At 55.2% G+C, this 17,585-nt stretch carries 16 protein-coding genes, 5 tRNA genes and 1 pseudogene; 12 read left to right on the top strand and 10 right to left on the bottom strand.

From position 1 onward, the window contains the following. The 6 genes and pseudogenes from ACTQ4R_RS08480 to tnpC all read left to right on the top strand — a co-directional run. Positions 1–403 (top strand): annotated as a pseudogene (locus ACTQ4R_RS08480) (pyruvate:ferredoxin (flavodoxin) oxidoreductase); the annotation flags it as partial. Positions 404–552: 149 nt separating this feature from the next. Beyond that, positions 553–1,677, top strand: coding sequence for a redoxin family protein (locus ACTQ4R_RS08475; protein WP_441627682.1), 1,125 nt, complete (start codon positions 553–555; stop codon positions 1,675–1,677). Then, positions 1,674–3,326, top strand: coding sequence for a peptide-methionine (S)-S-oxide reductase MsrA (gene msrA, locus ACTQ4R_RS08470; protein ID WP_441627680.1), 1,653 nt, complete (start codon positions 1,674–1,676; stop codon positions 3,324–3,326). Before ACTQ4R_RS08475 ends, msrA begins: the two co-directional genes overlap by 4 nt. A 412-nt stretch (positions 3,327–3,738) precedes the next feature. After that, positions 3,739–4,089: an IS66 family insertion sequence element accessory protein TnpA gene (tnpA, locus tag ACTQ4R_RS08465; RefSeq protein WP_441627678.1), complete on the top strand. Its 351-nt coding sequence runs from the start codon at positions 3,739–3,741 to the stop codon at positions 4,087–4,089. Continuing rightward, complete coding sequence (tnpB, locus tag ACTQ4R_RS08460; RefSeq protein ID WP_441627676.1) at positions 4,083–4,439, top strand: IS66 family insertion sequence element accessory protein TnpB; 357 nt, start codon at positions 4,083–4,085, stop codon at positions 4,437–4,439. The genes tnpA and tnpB overlap by 7 nt, the downstream gene beginning before the upstream one ends. A 69-nt stretch (positions 4,440–4,508) precedes the next feature. Beyond that, positions 4,509–6,086, top strand: a complete 1,578-nt coding sequence (gene tnpC, locus ACTQ4R_RS08455) for an IS66 family transposase (protein ID WP_441627674.1) — start codon at positions 4,509–4,511, stop codon at positions 6,084–6,086. A gap of 41 nt (positions 6,087–6,127) precedes the next feature. Here tnpC and ACTQ4R_RS08450 read toward each other — a convergent pair whose 3' ends face one another. Continuing rightward, complete coding sequence (locus ACTQ4R_RS08450) at positions 6,128–7,051, bottom strand: transposase (protein ID WP_441627688.1); 924 nt, start codon at positions 7,049–7,051, stop codon at positions 6,128–6,130. 1,231 nt (positions 7,052–8,282) lie between these two features. On the opposite strand from ACTQ4R_RS08450, the gene ACTQ4R_RS08445 reads away from it, so the two are divergent. The 3 genes from ACTQ4R_RS08445 to ACTQ4R_RS08435 all read left to right on the top strand — a co-directional run bounded on the left by ACTQ4R_RS08445 (position 8,283) and on the right by ACTQ4R_RS08435 (position 10,810). Next, entirely contained in the window at positions 8,283–9,200 is a 918-nt protein-coding gene (locus ACTQ4R_RS08445) for a tyrosine-type recombinase/integrase (protein ID WP_441627672.1), read from the top strand. Beyond that, positions 9,190–9,384 carry a helix-turn-helix domain-containing protein gene (locus ACTQ4R_RS08440; RefSeq protein WP_441627670.1) on the top strand — a complete coding sequence of 65 codons (195 nt, stop codon included), beginning with the start codon at positions 9,190–9,192 and terminating at the stop codon, positions 9,382–9,384. Before ACTQ4R_RS08445 ends, ACTQ4R_RS08440 begins: the two co-directional genes overlap by 11 nt. 100 nt (positions 9,385–9,484) lie before the next feature. Next, on the top strand, positions 9,485–10,810 hold the full coding sequence (locus tag ACTQ4R_RS08435; protein WP_441627668.1) for a site-specific integrase: 1,326 nt from the start codon (positions 9,485–9,487) through the stop codon (positions 10,808–10,810). A 149-nt stretch (positions 10,811–10,959) separates the two neighbouring features. Here ACTQ4R_RS08435 and ACTQ4R_RS08430 read toward each other — a convergent pair. From ACTQ4R_RS08430 to ACTQ4R_RS08410, 5 genes are all read right to left on the bottom strand, one after another. Further along, positions 10,960–11,036, bottom strand: a tRNA-Val gene (locus ACTQ4R_RS08430). 61 nt (positions 11,037–11,097) lie between these two features. Then, a tRNA-Glu gene (locus ACTQ4R_RS08425) sits at positions 11,098–11,172 on the bottom strand. Between the two features lie 42 nt (positions 11,173–11,214). Beyond that, a tRNA-Met gene (locus ACTQ4R_RS08420) sits at positions 11,215–11,291 on the bottom strand. A gap of 109 nt (positions 11,292–11,400) precedes the next feature. Further along, positions 11,401–12,462 (bottom strand): tRNA 2-thiouridine(34) synthase MnmA, encoded by a 1,062-nt coding sequence (mnmA, locus tag ACTQ4R_RS08415; protein ID WP_441627666.1) that lies wholly within the window; start codon positions 12,460–12,462, stop codon positions 11,401–11,403. A gap of 103 nt (positions 12,463–12,565) precedes the next feature. Then, entirely contained in the window at positions 12,566–13,378 is an 813-nt protein-coding gene (locus ACTQ4R_RS08410; protein WP_441627664.1) for a sensor histidine kinase, read from the bottom strand. Positions 13,379–13,626: 248 nt separating this feature from the next. Here ACTQ4R_RS08410 and ACTQ4R_RS08405 point away from each other — a divergent pair, with 248 nt between their 5' ends. Further along, positions 13,627–14,019, top strand: a complete 393-nt coding sequence (locus ACTQ4R_RS08405) for a hypothetical protein (RefSeq protein ID WP_441627662.1) — start codon at positions 13,627–13,629, stop codon at positions 14,017–14,019. Between the two features lie 32 nt (positions 14,020–14,051). Here ACTQ4R_RS08405 and ACTQ4R_RS08400 read toward each other — a convergent pair whose 3' ends face one another. Together ACTQ4R_RS08400 and hpf are read right to left on the bottom strand one after the other, a co-directional pair. Next, entirely contained in the window at positions 14,052–14,645 is a 594-nt protein-coding gene (locus tag ACTQ4R_RS08400; protein WP_441627660.1) for a PIN domain-containing protein, read from the bottom strand. Positions 14,646–14,781: 136 nt separating this feature from the next. After that, entirely contained in the window at positions 14,782–15,327 is a 546-nt protein-coding gene (gene hpf / locus ACTQ4R_RS08395; protein ID WP_441627658.1) for a ribosome hibernation-promoting factor, HPF/YfiA family, read from the bottom strand. Positions 15,328–15,715: 388 nt separating this feature from the next. Between hpf and ACTQ4R_RS08390 the strand changes: the two genes are divergently transcribed. Continuing rightward, positions 15,716–15,801: transfer RNA gene (locus tag ACTQ4R_RS08390), tRNA-Leu, on the top strand. Between the two features lie 12 nt (positions 15,802–15,813). After that, positions 15,814–15,889 (top strand) — tRNA-Met (locus tag ACTQ4R_RS08385). Between the two features lie 226 nt (positions 15,890–16,115). Here the strand turns inward: ACTQ4R_RS08385 and ACTQ4R_RS08380 are convergent. Beyond that, entirely contained in the window at positions 16,116–17,273 is a 1,158-nt protein-coding gene (locus tag ACTQ4R_RS08380) for a tyrosine-type recombinase/integrase (RefSeq protein ID WP_441627656.1), read from the bottom strand. Beyond that, on the bottom strand, positions 17,273–17,578 hold the full coding sequence (locus ACTQ4R_RS08375; protein WP_441627654.1) for a DUF6809 family protein: 306 nt from the start codon (positions 17,576–17,578) through the stop codon (positions 17,273–17,275). The genes ACTQ4R_RS08380 and ACTQ4R_RS08375 overlap by 1 nt, the downstream gene beginning before the upstream one ends. Positions 17,579–17,585 lie beyond the last annotated feature (7 nt).

The following is a 17,585-nucleotide window of genomic DNA, read 5'->3' as shown; positions in this document are numbered from 1 at the left end:
TGTGGCCCAGGTGGCCATGGGCTGGGATCAGGCCCAGACGCTGAAGGCACTGCGGGAGGCCGAGGAGTACGATGGTCCCGCCATCGTCATCTGCTACTGCCCCTGCCTGGAGCAGCACATCAAGGCCGGCATGGGCTGCTCTCAGGACGAGATGAAGAAGGCGGTGGAGTGCGGCTACTGGCACTGCTACCGCTATGACCCCCGGCTGGCGGAGCAGGGCAAGAACCCCTTCCAGCTGGATTCTCCCGAGCCCGACACCGGCAAGCTCATGGACTTCCTGATGGGCGAGAACCGCTTTGCCTCTTTGAAGAACAACTTCCCCGAGAAGGCCGACGCCCTCTACCAGAAGGAGATCACCGACGTCAAGGCCCGCTACGCCAAGTACCGCAAGATGGCTGAGTAAGACCGATTCGTTTTTCATTTCTCCGTTCATATCATGTACACCCCCCGTTAGAGCACATTCTGGCGGGGGGTGTTCCAAAATTTCTTTAAATGGTTCTTTCCGGAGCCGGAAAACAATCCGACATTTTCCCATCAAGGGAGGCAACATGTATGAATTTTCATCCCGGGCTTTATGCAACTGTGTTTTTCGCAGGAATGCTCTCCTTTTTTTCGCCGTGTATTCTGCCGCTGCTGCCGGTATATATCGGGTATTTTTCTTCTGACGCATCTTCTTCGCAATCTCCGCTTGCAGGCAGAATGAAAAAAACGCTTGCTTTTACAGCAGGTGTTTCCACGGTTTTCTTTTTGATGGGTGTCGGCGCAGGACTTGTAGGCTCCTTTCTTCAAAGCAGCCTCTTTGTCTTGTTTTGCGGCGTGGTGATCGTATTCATGGGAGTCCACCAGATCGGTTTGATCCAAATTCCGATCTTAGACCGGACGAAGACGCTGTCTTCCAAAGCAGTCCCCGGAAAGGGCCTTCTGGGCGCATTTGGACTGGGATTTTTCTTCTCATTTGGCTGGACGCCGTGTGTTGGTCCGATTCTGGCCATGGTGCTTGGCATTTCACTGGAACAGGGTAGCGCCCTGACAGGCGGCATGCTTCTTCTTTTCTATGCTGCCGGATTTGCCATTCCGTTTCTGGTGCTGGCAGCGGGTTCACAGCTGCTTTTGGAAAAAATCCGATGCCTGCATCCGCACCTTGGAAAAATCAAAATCGTTGGCGGAATCCTTGTAGTAGCCATGGGCCTCTGGATGATCGCAGGCCAGATCCCGGTGCTGATGCAGCGGCAAAGCGAAAGCGTACATCCTGAAGGCAATACGCTGAGCGGTGAAATGGTTTCTCTGTCAGATTGGGAGGGGAAAACCGTATATCTGAAATTCTGGGCCACATGGTGCCCGTCGTGTCTGAGCGGCATGAGGGAGTTCCGTGAGCTTGCGGAGGAATATGCCGATTCGGAGAATGTGGTGATCTATTCTGTTGTTGCGCCCGGTTATCAAAACGAGATGGACTTGGAAACATTTACCGACTGGGCGACCGGACAGGGGTTGTCATTCCCAATTCTGTTTGATGAGGGCGGCCACCTGAATCGGCAGTATGGGATTCAGGGATATCCCACCTCAGTATTTCTGGATAGAAACCAGGATGTCATGACAATACACATCGGACATATGAATAACGATGAAATACGAAAACAGATTACCGAACTCACACAGGAAACGGAGGCGCTGGAATGAAACACACGTTGCTGCTGATGGGACTGGCTGGATGCTTGCTGATTTCCGCTTCCGGCTGTGTTTCGGCAAAAACGGAAGATGTCCCGTTGAAAAACGGAGCCGTGAATACTGCCGCAGCGATCGAAGATCAGGAGTGGAGGACCGGCGAGCATGCAGAGCGCCTGAAGGAAATCTTTTATGCGGGCGGCTGCTTCTGGGGAGTGGAGTCCTATTTTTCCCAGATACCGGGTGTTTATGATGTGACGGTTGGCTACGCAAATGGCAGGACTGAGCATCCGACCTATGAAGAGGTATGCAGCACCACCACGGGCCACGCGGAAACAGTCCATGTGCTGTATGATCCGGCTTTTGTCAGTCTGCAGAAATTGACCGAACATTTTTTTATGATCATCAATCCGCTGTCTCTGGATCAGCAGGGAAACGATGTAGGCAGTCAGTATCGAAGCGGTATTTATTATACCGATGATTCTGACAGGAAGGTCTTGCAAGCTGTCATAGACGCAGAGCAGAAGAAGTACAAATCTCCCATCGTGACAGAACTGGTCCCGCTAAGCTGCTATTATCTGGCTGAGGATTATCATCAGGACTATCTGGTGAAAAATCCGGACGGGTATTGCCATGTTGATTTTTCAAGCCTGTCCGATTTGGCCCAGCTGATCGACCCAACTGCGTATGCAAAGCCTTCGGATGCAGAGATCCGGGCAATGCTGACTGAGGAGCAATATAAAATTACGCAGCAGGGGAATACCGAATATGCTTACTCTGGAGAGTATGACAACTTTTTTGAGCCCGGTCTTTACGTCGATATTGTGACAGGCGAACCGTTGTTCCTATCTGCAGACAAGTATGATTCCAGATGCGGATGGCCCAGTTTTTCCAAGCCCATTGCCCCGGAGGTCCTTGTGGAATACTCGGATACCAGCTACGGCCTGACAAGGACGGAGGTGCGCAGCCGTGTCGGCGATACCCATTTGGGGCATGTTTTTAAGGATGGCCCGGCTGAGTTGGGCGGGCTGCGGTATTGTATCAATAGCGCTTCCCTGAGATTCATTCCGTATGAGAATATGGCGGAAGAAGGATATGAGGGACTTATGAATCTGGTGACCGATGCATCGGATGATGTCTTCTCCCTTAATCCAAAGGGAACGGAGCCCATTGCCAGTATTGGAGATTACGAGATCACATACGGAATGCTCTATGCGGAGGTGCTTGCGCAAAAGAACGACTTGGAATACCGCTCACGCAGTGAGTATCAAACGGAATGGCTGCCGGAGACCTGGCTAGATCCTTTCGACGAGAACGAGACCATTGCGGATCATTTCTTTGAAAAGATCAAAAATGAAATCCTGGAGATTTTGGCGGTTGCGGCACATATGGATTCTACGGACGGCCCCACCGAAGACGAAATGAACGTGCTCCGAAATACTGCGCGGAGAGAGTATGCCGCTATGACGCGGGAGGAATTGCGATCATCCGGTCTGACATTGGATGATTATATCCAATACTCACACTATGCAACGCTGTATGAGGAAACGAAAAAGCAGGGGTTGCTAGACTCAAATCAACTGGAAATTTGGATCAATCTCATTACTGTGGACGACGAAACGTTGGCAATCATTCGAGAAACCATTTTTGATGGAACCCCGTGAAATACAAAGAGTGTTGCGGTACGTCTTGCCTCTGGGGCAGATATTAAGAGTGTACAGGATTTGTTGGGCCACGCGACGGCCATTTTACGTTGAATGTCTATGCGCACAGCAGCGATCAGATGAAGAATGACACTGCCGCCCGGATGCAGAGTTAGATAACCTGACATCAAAAAAGGCATAAAGCAGCCCCGCCGGATTTGACCGTCTGGCGGGGTATTTTTCGTTGCTTGGGATAAAGCTGGGGGGTATAGCGAAAATGAGCTGTTATCGATGTGAACATTATTCGCTGGAAAACCGCTGAAATGGCCCATTTTTGCTTAGGCGGTAACTGTCAAAGCTAACGGTGTATAGACTCCTATGGGATAATAGTGGTGGAGCGTTCCACCACTATTAACGTCAGGAGGGATACGCCATGACATCCACAGAGTTGAAGCATCAGGCACGTTTGCAGGAATGGGCAGGAGCAATTCAAGATTGCAGAAGCAGCGGATTGTCAGTCAGGCAGTGGTGCAGGGAGAGAGGAACCACACCAACTACATACTATCGCTGGGAACGAGAACTATTGTCTGTTGCCAGTACAACGAAGGCACTGCCTGAAACACCTGCAGTTGCGTTTGCGGAATTACCAGTACCAAAACAGGTGCCCTGCAATGTTGCGGAACGTTCCGCTACATTGCGTATGGACAATGTCAGCATAGACATTTATCCGCAATGCGGCCCCGAGCAGCTGAAAACACTGGTTGAGATCCTCCGCACATGCTGAACGACTTTGCCGGGGCTGACAAGGTCTACATCGCCTGCGGCTACACCGATCTGCGCAAAGGCATAGACGGTCTGGCCAGGATGGTCCAACAGCAGTTTGAACTGGATGCTTTTACCAACACACTGTTCTTGTTCTGTGGAAGGCGGAGAGACCGCATCAAGGGCCTGTACTGGGAAAAGGACGGCTTCATTCTTCTGTACAAACGTCTGGAACAGGGCACGTACCAGTGGCCACGGAGCGAATCCGAAGTGCGTTCACTGACGCCGCAGCAATACCGCTGGCTCATGGAAGGACTGAAGATCGAGCAGCCAAAGGCGCACCGTCCGGTAACGGGATTGACTGTGCTCTGAATCAAAGAAAATTGCCTGAAAGCATTGAAAACACTGGATTTTTAGTGCGTTTTGTGCTATCATAATCTCATGAAAAACGAGAAGAAAACTGCCGAAAAACAGGCTGAAACCGTGACTATTTCGCGGGCTGAATATGAAGAATTAAAGCTCCAGAACCAATGGCTTCTGGAGCAGCTTGGGCTTGCAAAAAAGCGGCAGTTTGGATCTTCTTCCGAACGGATTCAGGAATGCCTCATGGATCAATTGGGGCTTACGATCAACGAAGTCGAGGCCTATGCGTATGGAACGAAATCCGCCACTCCGGAGCAGATCGCCGTGAAAGCCCATGAACGCAAGCGGCAGTCCGGCAATGTCCTGGAAGTCGTCCCGGAAGGGACACCCACCGAGGTGGTGGAACACCGCCTGCCGGAGAAAGACCTTGTCTGCAAGGTTTGCGGCAGCCAGATGGAGGAGATTGGTAAGGAAGTACATCGAACGCTAAAGATGGAACCGCCAAAGTTCTGGATTCGTGAGGACGTATACTACACCTATAAGTGCAAGAACTGCGAACAGGAGACTGGCGAAGCCAACATTCTGAAAACGCCGAAGGAGCCCGCGCTGCTGCCCGGCAGCTTTGCTTCCGCGGAGGCTGTGGCGCATATTGCGGCACAAAAGTTCGTGATGTACGCGCCTCTGTACCGTCTGGAGCAGGAGTTTAACCGCCAGGGCCTGAAGCTCTCCCGGCAGACCATGTCCAACTGGCTGCTGAATGTCTCGGAAATGTGGCTGCAGCCCATCTACAACGTTCTGCATGAGAAACTCTGTAAAGAGCCGGTGCTGCACGCGGATGAGACCACCCTGCAGGTGCTGAAAGAAGCGGGGCGGCCCTCAACCAGCAAATCCTACATGTGGCTGTACCGGACCAGCGGCTGTGCAGAGCAGGCCGTTGTCCTGTATGAGTACCAGTCCACACGGAAGGCGGAACATGCGGAAACCTTCCTGAAGGACTTTTCCGGCTGGCTCCATGCGGACGGCTACCAGGGCTACCACAGGCTGCCAGAGAATATCCGGGTGGTTGGGTGCTGGGCACATGCACGGCGAAAATTCGATGAGGCGCTGCAAACGCTGCCCAAAGAAAAGCAGAAGGACTCTCCGGCAGCGATTGGAGAATGCTATTGCTCCTGGCTTTTCAAGCTGGAGGAGGCTTTTGCAGAGCTGACGCCGGAAGAACGGTATGAAAAGCGGCTGGAACAGGAAAAACCTGTTTTAGACGCGTTATTGTCATGGGCAAATGAGATGCAGGCGAAAACGGCGCCAAAATCCGCGATGGGCAGGGCCATCCATTACCTGCTGGAGCAGTGGCCGTATCTGATCCGTTATCTGGAGGATGGCCGTCTGGAACTGAGCAACAACCGTGCTGAACGCAGCATTAAGCCCTTCGTGATGGGACGGAAAAACTGGCTCTTCGCCAACACGCCTGGCGGTGCGCAGGCCAGCAGTGTGATCTACAGTCTCATTGAAACGGCGAAAGAAAATGGATTGGATCCGTACCGATATCTGCTCTGGGTCCTGCGGAGTGCTCCTGTCCTGAGCCAGACGGATATGGAGTGGGCAGAACAGCTTACACCCGCCAATGCGCCGCAGGAGTGCAAAATACCACAGAAATGAAATCGTGCCATCCCGACTTGTGTCCCGGGATGGCACGATTTTTATACGCTACCAGATTTGACGGTTACCTTAGGCGGGAGAATTGCCCGCAAAAACGCGAGTAGTTGCAAAATGGCGCACTGAATCTTGCGGAGATTCAGCACCAGCACGGACATGGCAATCACATGGGCAGAGGTCTCCCGCAGTTTTGCGGTCACCAGTCCCATGCCGCATTTGCGCTTCGCCAGGCTGAATCTGCGCTCCACTTCCACACGCTCGCACTCATCACGGTAGTCCTGAGACTTGTCTCTGGGCTCACCCTTCCTGGGACGCCCCAGTGCCGGACCGGATAGCCGGATTCCGTGTTCCTTGCAATAGTTGAGATTCTCACGGTTTCGGTAGATCTTGTCTGCCAGAATGCGGCAGGGATAATGCCCTTCCCGGTCCCGGAACCGTTCTGCCATCTCCTGCAGATTCCCTGCTTCATTGTAGGCATCAAAGGAGCAGCATTCCAGCCGTGTCCACCCATCCACAACACTGATGTCCAGTTTGGCACCAAACTCCACCGGTTTGCCGGCTTTTCCCCGTACAATGGGCCGGATGAAGGGCTGGCTCACACTGACGATTCGGTCATTCACACGGCGGGTTTGGTTATCGTACATGTACTTCTGTTGCTCATAGATGGTGCGAATCGTATCCAGACGTTCCATCTGGCGTGTGGTCAGAGATTTTCCAAGGGACAATTTTCCATCAACGGCATCCAGGTTACGCCGGAGGTAAGTCAGCTGCTTTCCAATTGCTTTGCGGGTCATCTTGGCGGTATGCTTGCGGCATCTTGTGTATTTCAGGTAATCTTTCCGAGCACGCTCACGATAAGTACGGGGCTTCTTTCCATCTGCGGGATCATGGAGAACATCCAGAAGCTTCTCCGCGTTTTCTCTGGCCTCATTGAGCAAAGAAACGTCCTGGGGATGGGGCTTCCACATAAATGCCACATAGATTCTGGTATGATAGCCAACCCGTTGAAATCATGGTAAACTGATACCGTATTTATTCAATGAGCTTCCCCGGAACGGGCCTTGTTATGCAGTGAGCTGAGGATGCGGAGCATCCCGGCAGGTTGAATGGCTTTTGTCAGGAAAGCGCTTGCGTTCTCGAACGGCAACGTTGTGCGTTATTTTCTTTCTGTAAAATGCCAAAAATAATTTCAAATTAGGCACGGATTAACACGAAATAAAACCAGATAAACTCTCAGAAATTTGACATATGCGACATCTTGTGCTAATATAATCTTGTTTTTATTAGATGTGCCCACTCCCGGCCAGTGGAGATTGCTAAGTTGTGAAGTGACCCTGAATGTGGTCGCCATGGCTCTGCACGATTGTGCAGCTTTGATTGCCCCTCAGGGGTATTGGGATCTGTTTCCGTCCGTCTGATGGTTTCTGCGGCTTTGTACCCATAGGACTTCAGCATCTGCTTACATGATCGTGTGCAGGAGTACTGCGTGAATCGGATCGATTTGGGATTTACCTGCTTTTGCAGGGATTGTAGGTATTGGGGAAAGCACTGCTTCGTTTGATTGTGCAATCCCATTTTTAGGATGAATATTGCTTACTAGAGGTCTGAAAAAGGCGAAAGCCGTTTTCAGGCCTTTTTGTATCCATTTTTAGATGAAGAAAGCCCGGTTCCGGTTCAGGATTTGTCTCCCTGAACTGCTGCGGGCGAGGAGGTTTTGTATGTTGATGCTTTTAATTACCAGAGGAAATGATTTCAGGCCGGCCTGGACTACCGGTCACTCCCGCTTCTGGCAAAGCGGGAGGCCCTTTCATTGTGTCATCCAGTTGTGCCAGCAGCTGGGCTTTGTATCCGGGCAGTCAGAGTGTCCGGCCGGTTATGCAAAGCTCTCTCGGCAAATCAGACCTGCACCGGAAGGTCGAAGAACACCAGCGGCATGTATGCTGCAGCCGTTCCCAACGGTCGTGTTCGCCGCAGTCTTACCAGGCAGGGAGTTTCCATCCCTATGCGGCGTTGATACTAAACAGCCAATTTCATAAACAGAGACAGAGAACGGAACAGAGTTCCTAAGTGCTGATACAGCAAGGCTTCCTCAAGTGATCGCTTCCTGTTTCTGCGGAGATCATCCGGAAACGGGATGTTTGTGCCAACGGGTGTACTGCGTCCATTGGGCATTTCAGAACATAGGAGGAACCTTTTCATATGAGGATCAAGATTCAACAAGTCGGCATTTACGAGACACTGGTTGCACAGTTGGATCGTATTTTCCGGCACAATCGGCAAGGCAGCTTTCATACGAAGCGGCGTTATTATGAGGCTATGAAGCGATTCTGTGCCTACTTGGCCGATGTGTACCATCTGCAGAAGCTATCCAACATCAGCGGCAAGCATCTGGTCAGTTATGTGATCTATCTGCAGGACACCGGTAAATCGGCCAGTACCATCAAAACAGATCTGGCGGCCATTCGGTTTTTCCACGACAAGATGGATCACAAGTACACTTTGCCTTCCAATGACGAGTTGGGTATCACATTGGAGCGCCGCAGGTTCGGACAGGATGACCGCACCTGGAGCATGACGGAGTTCAACAAGATGCTGGGTAAGGCTCTGGCGATTGACCGTTATGACTTCATCCTTGCTCTGTACCTGGCCCGCTATGCTGGCCTCCGTATCCATGAGTGTTTTCGCATCGACACCGCCACGGCGGAGCGTGCGCTTCGGGAGAACTCCATCACCATCAAGGGCAAGGGCGGCAAGGTGCGGACGGTCCCCATCAATGAGCAGATCGCCATTGCTATAAGGAAGCAGCTGGAACGCACACCACGGGGACATAAGCTGCTGGTGCCCGATGAGATACCTACGGATAGGGCCATCAACCACCTGCAATTCTTCATTATGAAGCACCGGGACGAAGTGCGGGATGCGGACTCTGACCGCCCTATGACCTTCCATGGGCTCCGTCATACCTATGCGGTGGAGAAGTACCAGGAGCTGGTCGACAGCGGCAAGAGTCCTCTGGACGCTCACTTTGAAGTTTCCCGCCTGTTGGGCCATGAGCGGCCGGATGTGACCAATATCTATCTGGCCTCTGTGAGAAAGGGTGATAAGCATGAGCAGTAATTACCAATCTTTCGATGAACTCCCTCTGACCCTTCGGGTGGAGGACCTGATGCCCATTCTCGACATCGGGAGAAATACAGCTTATGAGCTGGTCCGCTGTGGAACAATCCGCAGCATTCGGATCGGTAAGCAGCTCCGCATTCCCAAACAGGCGCTGATCGACTATCTTTCGGACGATGACTGACTGCCTCGCCAGACTTCACAATTTGTTCGATTGACCGCTTGCCGCGCGGGGAGTATCATGAAACCATGATTTTCTCTGCGCGGCGAAAGGAGGATTTTTCATGATGCCGCGCAAACCAAAAGTAACCAGACGAGGAAAAAACGAGGGCAGCGTCTACCGCTGCAAGGATGGAAAGTGGGTGGGCCAGGTGACGGTCGGATACCGGCCTGACAATGGCAAGCCCATTCGGAAATACACCTACGCCAACACCCGGGAGGAAGCCGCCCGTTGGGTGGCGCTGACGCTGACCACAGAACTGGATAAAGAGACTCATCCGATTTCAGAGGATCTGATCTTGAAGGACTTTCTCCACAAGTGGCTCACCACCTTCAAGGTCCATGAGGTATGCAGCAGGACAATGGAGCTGTATTATTCCAGTGAGCGGCTGCACATCGTTCCGGCCCTGGGCAACTGCACCCTGGATGCGGTGACACCGCTGAAGGTCCAAACGTTTCTGTATCAGCTGCAATCGGAAAAGCAACTGTCCAACCGGACGATCTCGCTGATCCGCAGCGTGCTGATCCAGATGTACGATTACGCCATGGAACTGCGACTGGTGGAGAGCAATCCTGCCCGCAATACAAAGCTCCCCAGACAGCCCCGGAAAGCGGGGGAAGAGGAGAATAAGGTCATCCCCATTGCACAGCGGGAAGCCCTGCTGAAAGCCGCCGCAGAGGATCCCATTATGAGCCCGGCCATCACAACGCTGATGCTGACAGGTATGCGGATCGGGGAACTGCTGGCCCTCCAGTGGAAGCACGTGGACTTCGAGGCCAAGACCATCACCATCCGGCAATCCCTGACCCGGGAGCTGACCTTTGACGAGGACGGCAAGACTCAGAGGATGGTGGATGCTCTGGGTGCCACAAAGACGCGGACATCGCAGCGTGTCATCCAGGCACCGGACCTGGTGCTGACGAGGCTGCGGGAGTGGATGCGCCATGTGGCAACGCTGAAAGGCGGCCTCCAGGTGCTGGTGCCGGAGGGCTTCATCTTCATCAGCACCCGTACCATGAAAATGCGGACGTACTCCGGCTTCCGGGCCAGCTATCGTCACTTCCTGGAGCGAAACGGCTTTGAGGCGGAGGGGCTGAACCTGCACCGATTCCGTCACACTTACGCTTCCATGCTGCTGGAGCAAGAGATCAACCCGAAGATCGTGCAGAAGTTGCTTGGTCACCGGGATGTCAGTACCACACTGGGCGTCTATACTCATGTGGTGCCGGAGGTGTTTTCGGGCGTGACAACAGCTGTGAACGACGCATCGGAGAAGCTGCTGGCAGGAACCTATACACCAAAGATGAACGATGCCCAGGTCCGCAATCAGCTGCGGCAGTTGGACCCGCTGCTTTACGAGGATGTGGAGATCAAGGTGCGCTACGCCTGAAAAGCCGTACAGCTTCATACAGCTACAGACCTAAAATCACCCAACATTTCGTAACACAAGCCGGGAAATTGTCCGTGTACTGAGGACAGATAAAACGGACATAAAAAGTCAGAATCCCTTGCAGTGCAACGACTACAAGGGATTCCGATTGGTGGAGACTACTGGACTCGAACCAGTGACCTCCTGCGTGTGAAGCAGGCGCTCTAACCAGCTGAGCTAAGCCTCCATAACGGATATGCGATTTTGGAAACCCACAAGACGCCGCGATGCCACAGCGTCTTATGGGATGGTGACCCGTACGGGATTCGAACCCATGTTACAGCCGTGAAAGGGCCGTGTCTTAACCACTTGACCAACGGGCCATTGGGAATTCCATGAAGCGCCTCGCGGCGCTTCATGGAATCTGGTAGCGGCACCTGGATTTGAACCGGGGACACTGCGGGTATGAACCGCATGCTCTAGCCAACTGAGCTATGCCGCCAAATCACGCCCACAACGGGCACGAATTAATATATCAGAAGTCCCCGCCTTTGTCAAGGTTCTTTCCAAAAAAAATTCCTTTTTCCCGTTTGCTCCGAAAGACTGCGGCTTTATTCGATGATTCCCCCGCCCACGACTGCCTCGCCGTCATAAAATACCACGGCCTGTCCGGCGGTGATGGCCCGCTGAGGCTCGTCAAACACCGCCCGGACTCTCCCGCCGGGCAGAGGCTCAATGACGGCGGCGGATTCCCGCTGGCTGTACCGGGTCTTGGCGGTGACCGCCATAGGCTCCTCCAGAGAGGGGATGGAGATCCAATTGACGCGGTTCGCCGTCAGCGTCCGGGTGAACAGGGCGCTGTCCGGGCCCAGCACCACGGCGCCGTGAGCCAGGTCCTTGCGCACCACATACACCGGCTCTCCGGTGCTGACGCCCAGGCCCTTCCGCTGGCCGGTGGTGTACCGCTCCAGCCCCTTGTGGCGGCCCAGCACGCGGCCGCTCTCGTCCACAAAGTCGCCGGGGACCATCTCCACTCCCTGGCTTTCCAAAAAGGCGGCGTAATCTCCGTCCGGGACGAAGCAGATGTCCTGGCTGTCGGGCTTTTGGGCGTTGCAAAGGCCGTGGGACGCCGCCAGGGCCCGGATGGCGGGTTTTTCATATGCGCCTACCGGCAGCAGCAGGCGGCTCAGCTGGAACTGGGTCAGCTGGAAGAGAAAGTAGCTCTGGTCCTTCCGCTGGTCCACGCCCCGCAGCAGCCGCCAGCGGCCGCTGGCGGCATCCCGGTCCACCCGGGCGTAGTGGCCGGTGGCCATGGCGTCGGCACCGTGGTTCAGGGCCCAGTCCAGCAGGGCGCCGAACTTGATCTCCCGGTTGCAGTCCACACAGGGGTTGGGGGTCCTGCCTGCCACATACTCGGAGACGAAACGGGCCATGACCGTGTCACGGAACAGGCCGCACAGGTCCACCACCGTGTGGGGCATCCCCAGTGACTCTGCCACGGACCGGGCCAGAGCGATGTCGTCACCGGAGCCGCAGATGCCGGGGCGGTCCGTCTCCCGGTGGAGCCGCAGAGTGACGGCGGACACGTCAAAGCCCGCCTGCCGCAGCAGCAACGCCGCGGCGGCACTGTCCACGCCGCCGCTCATAGCCAGGGTGACATGCTTCAAAGCCATGGGGATTCCTCCGTATCGAAAATGTTCTTCCTGTATTGTATCGCATTTTTCCACAAAAGAAAACAAAAACGAGGCCGCGGCTCTCGCCGCGGCCCATAAAAGCTCAGTCTTGATTGCGCAGCAGGAAGGATTTGGCCGGCAGGGCGTCCGCCAGGGCCAGCAGCGTCTTGTTGAAGCCGCCGGCATATTCCAGCGGGATGTCGGACACGTTGCCGCTGCCCAGGCGCCTGTCCGGCAGGGACACGGTAAACCGGCTCCCCACGCCCACCCGGGACTCCGCCATGACGCTGCCGCCGTGGCCCTCCGCGATGCGGCGGCACAGGGGCAGGCCCAGGCCCAGCCCATGGGGCCGGGGGTCCATGAGGTTTTCATGGAGGTAACGGTCAAACAGGGTCTCCAGCTTATCCTCGTCCATCCCGCAGCCGGTGTCCGCCACGGACAGCCGCACGAAGCCGCCGCCCTTATGCAGCTCCACCGTGACCGTGCCGCCGGCCGGGGTGAATTTAAAGGCGTTGGACAGCAGATGGTACACCAACTGCTCCAAGTGGCGGGGCGACACGGCGCAGATATGGCTCTCCACGGGGCAGATGAAGCGCAGCGTCAGACCCAGCTCCTTCGCCAGGGGCTCGGCCCGGAGGCACAGCTCCTCCAGCAGCTCTACCACGTCCGCGTCCTTCAGCGGCAGAGGCTGGTCATCGGTCAGCAGGGCGGCGTCGGTGAGGTTTGTCACCAGGCGCAGCAGGCGGTAGCAGCTCTGGTCCAGCAGGGCGGCCCTGGCGTCCAGCTCCGGGTCCCGCTCCCGTTCCGCGGCGGGGGCCAGCTGGGCCGCCGCCAGCTGCAGGGTGCTGAGGGTGTTGCGCAGCTGCGAGGCAATGCTGGGAAAGAGCTTCGCGCGGTCCTGGGACTCCTGTTCCATGACGGCCTCCTTTCTGGTGCCAGGGGCACTGGGTTTAGCATTTGCGCAGCCGGGGACGGTCAACCGTGGAAAAGCCTGGCTGCGGCACCAATACGGCACCAATAGGATAGCAAAAGCGTCTGGAAAATACAAGGCGTTTTGTCGAAAAACGTCGTTTTTTGCCGCATGCGGACGCCGGGATTTTTGTGGATTTCCCGGAGGCAGTATGGCATAGTGAAGAAGTATTCGTTTTGTCGCGGGAGGCAGTTATGAAAAAGTACCTTCAAGCAGCCGCTATCTGGCTGGCGATCATCCCTCTGGCCATTTTGAACGGCGGCTTCCGGGACTACGTCCTGGTGGGACTGGGCAGGGCGGCCCTGCCCCTCAGCGGCATGATCTTGAGCGCCTGCATTTTCGCCGTGGCCTTCTGCCTGGTTCCCAGGATCAAAGGCTGCCGGCAGCGGGACTACGCCCTCTTCGGGGTTTTGTGGTTCCTCTTGACCAACCTGTTCGATCTCGCCATGTACTGGCGGGCGGGCGGCGGTCTTTCGGACCTGCTGGCGGCGTACCGCTTCTGGACCGGAAATCTCTGGGCGCTGGTCACGGCCTCCGCGCTGCTGGCGCCCTGGGCCGCCGGAAAGCGCCGGAAAAAGCGCCAATAAAAATCGGCACGGGAAGCTCCCGTGCCGATTTTTCACGTTGTTTCCTCCGGCTTCTCCGCCGCCTTTTTCCGGCGTCCGCCCCGGCGGACCCGGGCGGGCTTCACAGGCTGCGCCTCCTCCGGCGTGGGCTCCGGCCCCTGGAAGATCTCCTTGAGGTGGTTGTACAGAGCGTTGCCCTGGGCCGCGCCGTACTCCTTCACCAGGGCGTTGCACAGCTGGCCGCGGTCAGCCGCCCTGCGCACAAAGGACAGGGGCAGGCACGCCTCGATGGAGGGCCGCAATGCCACCTCCCGGAAGGCGTCGGCATACCGGGCGCGGAGGGCGTCGATGGAGGCCTCGTATCCCTTGTCCTGGCTGATGACGTAGGCGTACTCCGCCTCCCGCTTGCCCACCAGCACCCCCAGCTCCGTGATGATCTGGAAGTCGATGGCGTTTTTGCCGCCCCGGACGCTCTCCACGTACTGCACGTCCGCCTTGGTGCCGGCGCACAGCTTCTGCAGGCGGCTGAGGGCCAGGCCGGTTTTCTGGTAAAACACCAGGACGGCGTCCTGCTCGGAGAGCATGTCAATGCCCTTCAATCCGGTTCCGATGTTGTTGTCGCCGTCCACTAAAAATATCGTTTTCATGAAAAAATAGTTCTTTCTTTTTTGAATTTTTGCCCATTCCCGTGGAAAAGACCCTTGTATTATAGCAGACATCGCCCGCCGGCGCAAGGCGAAAAAAGGGAGGACCGCTGGGCGGTCCTCCCGAAGTGTCGATTCTTTATTCCTCCTCGTCGGTGACGATGAGGCCGTAGCCGCCGTTCTTGCGCTGATAGACGATGCACAGGCTGTCATCCTCGCTGCTGCGGAACACGAAGAAGTCGTGGTCCAGCAGGTTCATCTGCAAAATGGCCTCCTCCGGGCTCATGGGCTTGACGGCGAAGCGCTTGGTGCGGACGATGTTGAACTCCTTCTCCTCGGCCACCTCGAAATCGTCGGCGGGAGCGGCGGGCGGGAAGCCCTCGCTGCGCAGGCGCTTGGCCAGGCGGGTCTTGTTCTTCAAAATCTGGCGCTCGATATATCCCACCGCGGCGTCGATGGCACCGCGCATATCCCCATCCGGCGCCTCAGTCTGGGCGCGCAGCAGCGTGCCGCCGCCGCGGATGGTGATCTCCACCGTGCACAAGTGGTCTTTCTCCACAGAGAAGGTCACAAAGGCGGTGGTGTCCTCCCGGAAATAGCGCTCCAGCTTGGAGATCTTCTTCTCGGCGTACTCCTTGATGGACTCGTTCAGGGAGACTTTCTTGCAGGCGTAGGTGTACTTCATCGAGATCGCTCCTTTCGTGTGGAAGAGAGAGGTCGTCCTCTCTTTGTTACAGTATAGCATAAACATCTGTCCTTGCAAAGAGGAAAGCGTGAGATTCACAAATTGTTTCCAACTGCCCGCTTTCGGCAAAAGAAGTGGTTCTTCGGCAAAGGCTCCCATTTACAAATGGACGAAAAAGGCGTATCATAATCCTCGGAAGCTTTCCAATATCCCACCCGTTTGGGCCGCGCGGCGCTGCGCCGTGCGGCTCCTTTTTATACAGGCGGAGGACAAATTTCCCCAATTTTCGCCGCCGTCGAAACGGCGCGAAAGTTTTTTTGAAAGTTTTTTGCCAGAAACCTTGACACCGCCGGTGTAACTGTGGTATTCTAACAATTGCCGACAAGCTGCCGGTGTGGTGGAATGGTAGACACAGGAGACTTAAAATCTCCCGGTAGCGATACTGTACCGGTTCGAGTCCGGTCACCGGCACCACTTTTTGAATATCGCGGAGTAGAGCAGTTGGTAGCTCGTCGGGCTCATAACCCGGAGGTCGCAGGTTCAAGTCCTGTCTCCGCAACCATAAAACACCTGATTTCATATGAAATCAGGTGTTTTTTTGCACTTTAGGCTCCGAATAGATTAGGTGAAAAATTAAGGTCAGCGGTCTGACCCAAGCCGTGACCCAAACGCGGATAGATTCGGAAAGCACCAGCCGGACTATTTAGCACGTCCGGCTGGTTTTTTTGCTCTTTTCTATCATTTTTTTGTAGAGCATGAGTCAAATTATTTGTCCAGTTTTCGGGGTTTCAGCTATTTGCCGCCACTCTCAGAACTCCTCCCATGGTATTGGCTGCTTCTTTCTGTGCCGCAGTGGTGACATGGGCGTAGGTGTCCAGGGTGAATCCCGCCGAGAAGTGGCCCAGCATCCCGGAGACGGTCTTGATATCTACGCCGTTCTGGAGCGCCAGCGTGGCGAAGGTGTGTCGAAGGTCGTGGAAACGGACTTTTGGCAGACCTGCCCGCTTCAGCACCCGGTGGAGCATATGGAGGACACTGTCCGGAGAGATGGGGCCACCTGTGGGGGATGGAAATACGTATTGGCTGTTGCCGCATTTTTTCTTCTGTGCTTTCAGGACGTCTGTTGCATCCGCCGACAGCGGTAGGGTGCGATAGGCGTTTTTCGTTTTCAAGGGGGCTTCCACGATCTCACCGTCGATGCGGGCGATCTGCCACTGTACCCGGAGGCTGCCATGCTCCAAATCAATGTCGCTCCATTTCAGGCCAAGCAGTTCTCCCCGGCGCAGGCCGGTGGCCAGTTCGATGTAGTACATCTCAAACACACCGCTCTCTTTTGCCTCCCTCAGGAAAGATGTCAGCTGCTCGACGGGGAGCGTTTTCATCTCCCGGTGTTCGAGTTTTGGGAGGGCGCAGGCGTCGGCCGGATTGGTCAGGATGAGTTTTTGCTCGATTGCCAGATTCAAGGCAGAGGAGATGATTTGGTTGATGTTCCGCACTGTTTTCGCACTGAGACCCTTGGGCTGCTTCTTGGATTCGATACGCTCCACTCGCCCATTTCCCAATAGCTTTTTGTAGAGTTTCTGCAGCTCCAACGAGGTCAGCTTGTTCAATGGAATGCTGCCGATGTTGGGTTTGATGTGATTCTCGATGTAACCCCGATAGGTCTGGTGAGAGGATGGCCGCACTTTGATTTTGGCGTAGTTTTCAAACCAGATGTCCATCCATTGTCCTACGGTGTACTGACCCATTTTGCTCATATCCAGCTTCGCGGAATCCTCGATAGCCCGTTTCAGTTTTTCTTTGACCTCCGCCTGAGTCCTGCCAAGGACATTTTTATAGATGGTCTTGCCTGTTGCCGGGTCATGCCCAGCCGTGTAGCGTCCCTCCCATCGACCATCCTTGCGCTTGCGGATACTGCCCTCACCGTTGGCTCGTTTCTTTGCCATCAGTTATCCCTCCTCTGCTGCTGTCCCATCCGGCGTTCCTCTTCCTCGGCGAAAGAGTAGGATGGCTCTGCACTCAGTTCCGCAATGATCCCCCAGGCCAGACGGAAGCCTGCCGCGAAGCTGGCGAGGGAGGTTTCGTCCCGCAGTTCCGCTTCCAGGTCTACCAACTTCAGAAGACTGCGGCGTTCCGGTTTGGCCTTGCCCGCAGTCAATACCTGATGGATTTCGTTGATTTCCTGCCGCAGTTCCGGGAAGTCCGGCTCTTTGAAGAATTGCTGGTGCAGTCCTCTCATGTATTCGTACATCGTATCG

This window comes from Dysosmobacter sp. Sow4_B12 (genome assembly GCF_052116665.1).
Lineage (GTDB): Bacteria > Bacillota > Clostridia > Oscillospirales > Oscillospiraceae > Oscillibacter.
The sequence above is the reverse complement of the archived record's forward strand: the minus strand, read 5'-3'. Positions and strand labels throughout refer to the sequence as shown.

What these genes read in the sequence shown, in the direction of transcription:
- ACTQ4R_RS08405 (WP_441627662.1), top strand. Translation starts at nt 13,627, where the DNA reads ATGAAAAAGTACCTTCAAGCAGCCGCTATCTGGCTGGCGATCATCCCT.
- msrA (WP_441627680.1), top strand. Translation starts at nt 1,674, where the DNA reads ATGAAACACACGTTGCTGCTGATGGGACTGGCTGGATGCTTGCTGATT.
- mnmA (WP_441627666.1), bottom strand. Translation starts at nt 12,462, where the DNA reads ATGGCTTTGAAGCATGTCACCCTGGCTATGAGCGGCGGCGTGGACAGT.
- ACTQ4R_RS08445 (WP_441627672.1), top strand. Translation starts at nt 8,283, where the DNA reads ATGAGGATCAAGATTCAACAAGTCGGCATTTACGAGACACTGGTTGCA.
- ACTQ4R_RS08440 (WP_441627670.1), top strand. Translation starts at nt 9,190, where the DNA reads ATGAGCAGTAATTACCAATCTTTCGATGAACTCCCTCTGACCCTTCGG.
- ACTQ4R_RS08375 (WP_441627654.1), bottom strand. Translation starts at nt 17,578, where the DNA reads ATGTACGAATACATGAGAGGACTGCACCAGCAATTCTTCAAAGAGCCG.
- tnpC (WP_441627674.1), top strand. Translation starts at nt 4,509, where the DNA reads ATGAAAAACGAGAAGAAAACTGCCGAAAAACAGGCTGAAACCGTGACT.
- hpf (WP_441627658.1), bottom strand. Translation starts at nt 15,327, where the DNA reads ATGAAGTACACCTACGCCTGCAAGAAAGTCTCCCTGAACGAGTCCATC.
- tnpB (WP_441627676.1), top strand. Translation starts at nt 4,083, where the DNA reads ATGCTGAACGACTTTGCCGGGGCTGACAAGGTCTACATCGCCTGCGGC.
- ACTQ4R_RS08475 (WP_441627682.1), top strand. Translation starts at nt 553, where the DNA reads ATGAATTTTCATCCCGGGCTTTATGCAACTGTGTTTTTCGCAGGAATG.
- ACTQ4R_RS08400 (WP_441627660.1), bottom strand. Translation starts at nt 14,645, where the DNA reads ATGAAAACGATATTTTTAGTGGACGGCGACAACAACATCGGAACCGGA.
- ACTQ4R_RS08410 (WP_441627664.1), bottom strand. Translation starts at nt 13,378, where the DNA reads ATGGAACAGGAGTCCCAGGACCGCGCGAAGCTCTTTCCCAGCATTGCC.
- ACTQ4R_RS08450 (WP_441627688.1), bottom strand. Translation starts at nt 7,051, where the DNA reads ATGTGGAAGCCCCATCCCCAGGACGTTTCTTTGCTCAATGAGGCCAGA.
- ACTQ4R_RS08435 (WP_441627668.1), top strand. Translation starts at nt 9,485, where the DNA reads ATGATGCCGCGCAAACCAAAAGTAACCAGACGAGGAAAAAACGAGGGC.
- ACTQ4R_RS08380 (WP_441627656.1), bottom strand. Translation starts at nt 17,273, where the DNA reads ATGGCAAAGAAACGAGCCAACGGTGAGGGCAGTATCCGCAAGCGCAAG.
- tnpA (WP_441627678.1), top strand. Translation starts at nt 3,739, where the DNA reads ATGACATCCACAGAGTTGAAGCATCAGGCACGTTTGCAGGAATGGGCA.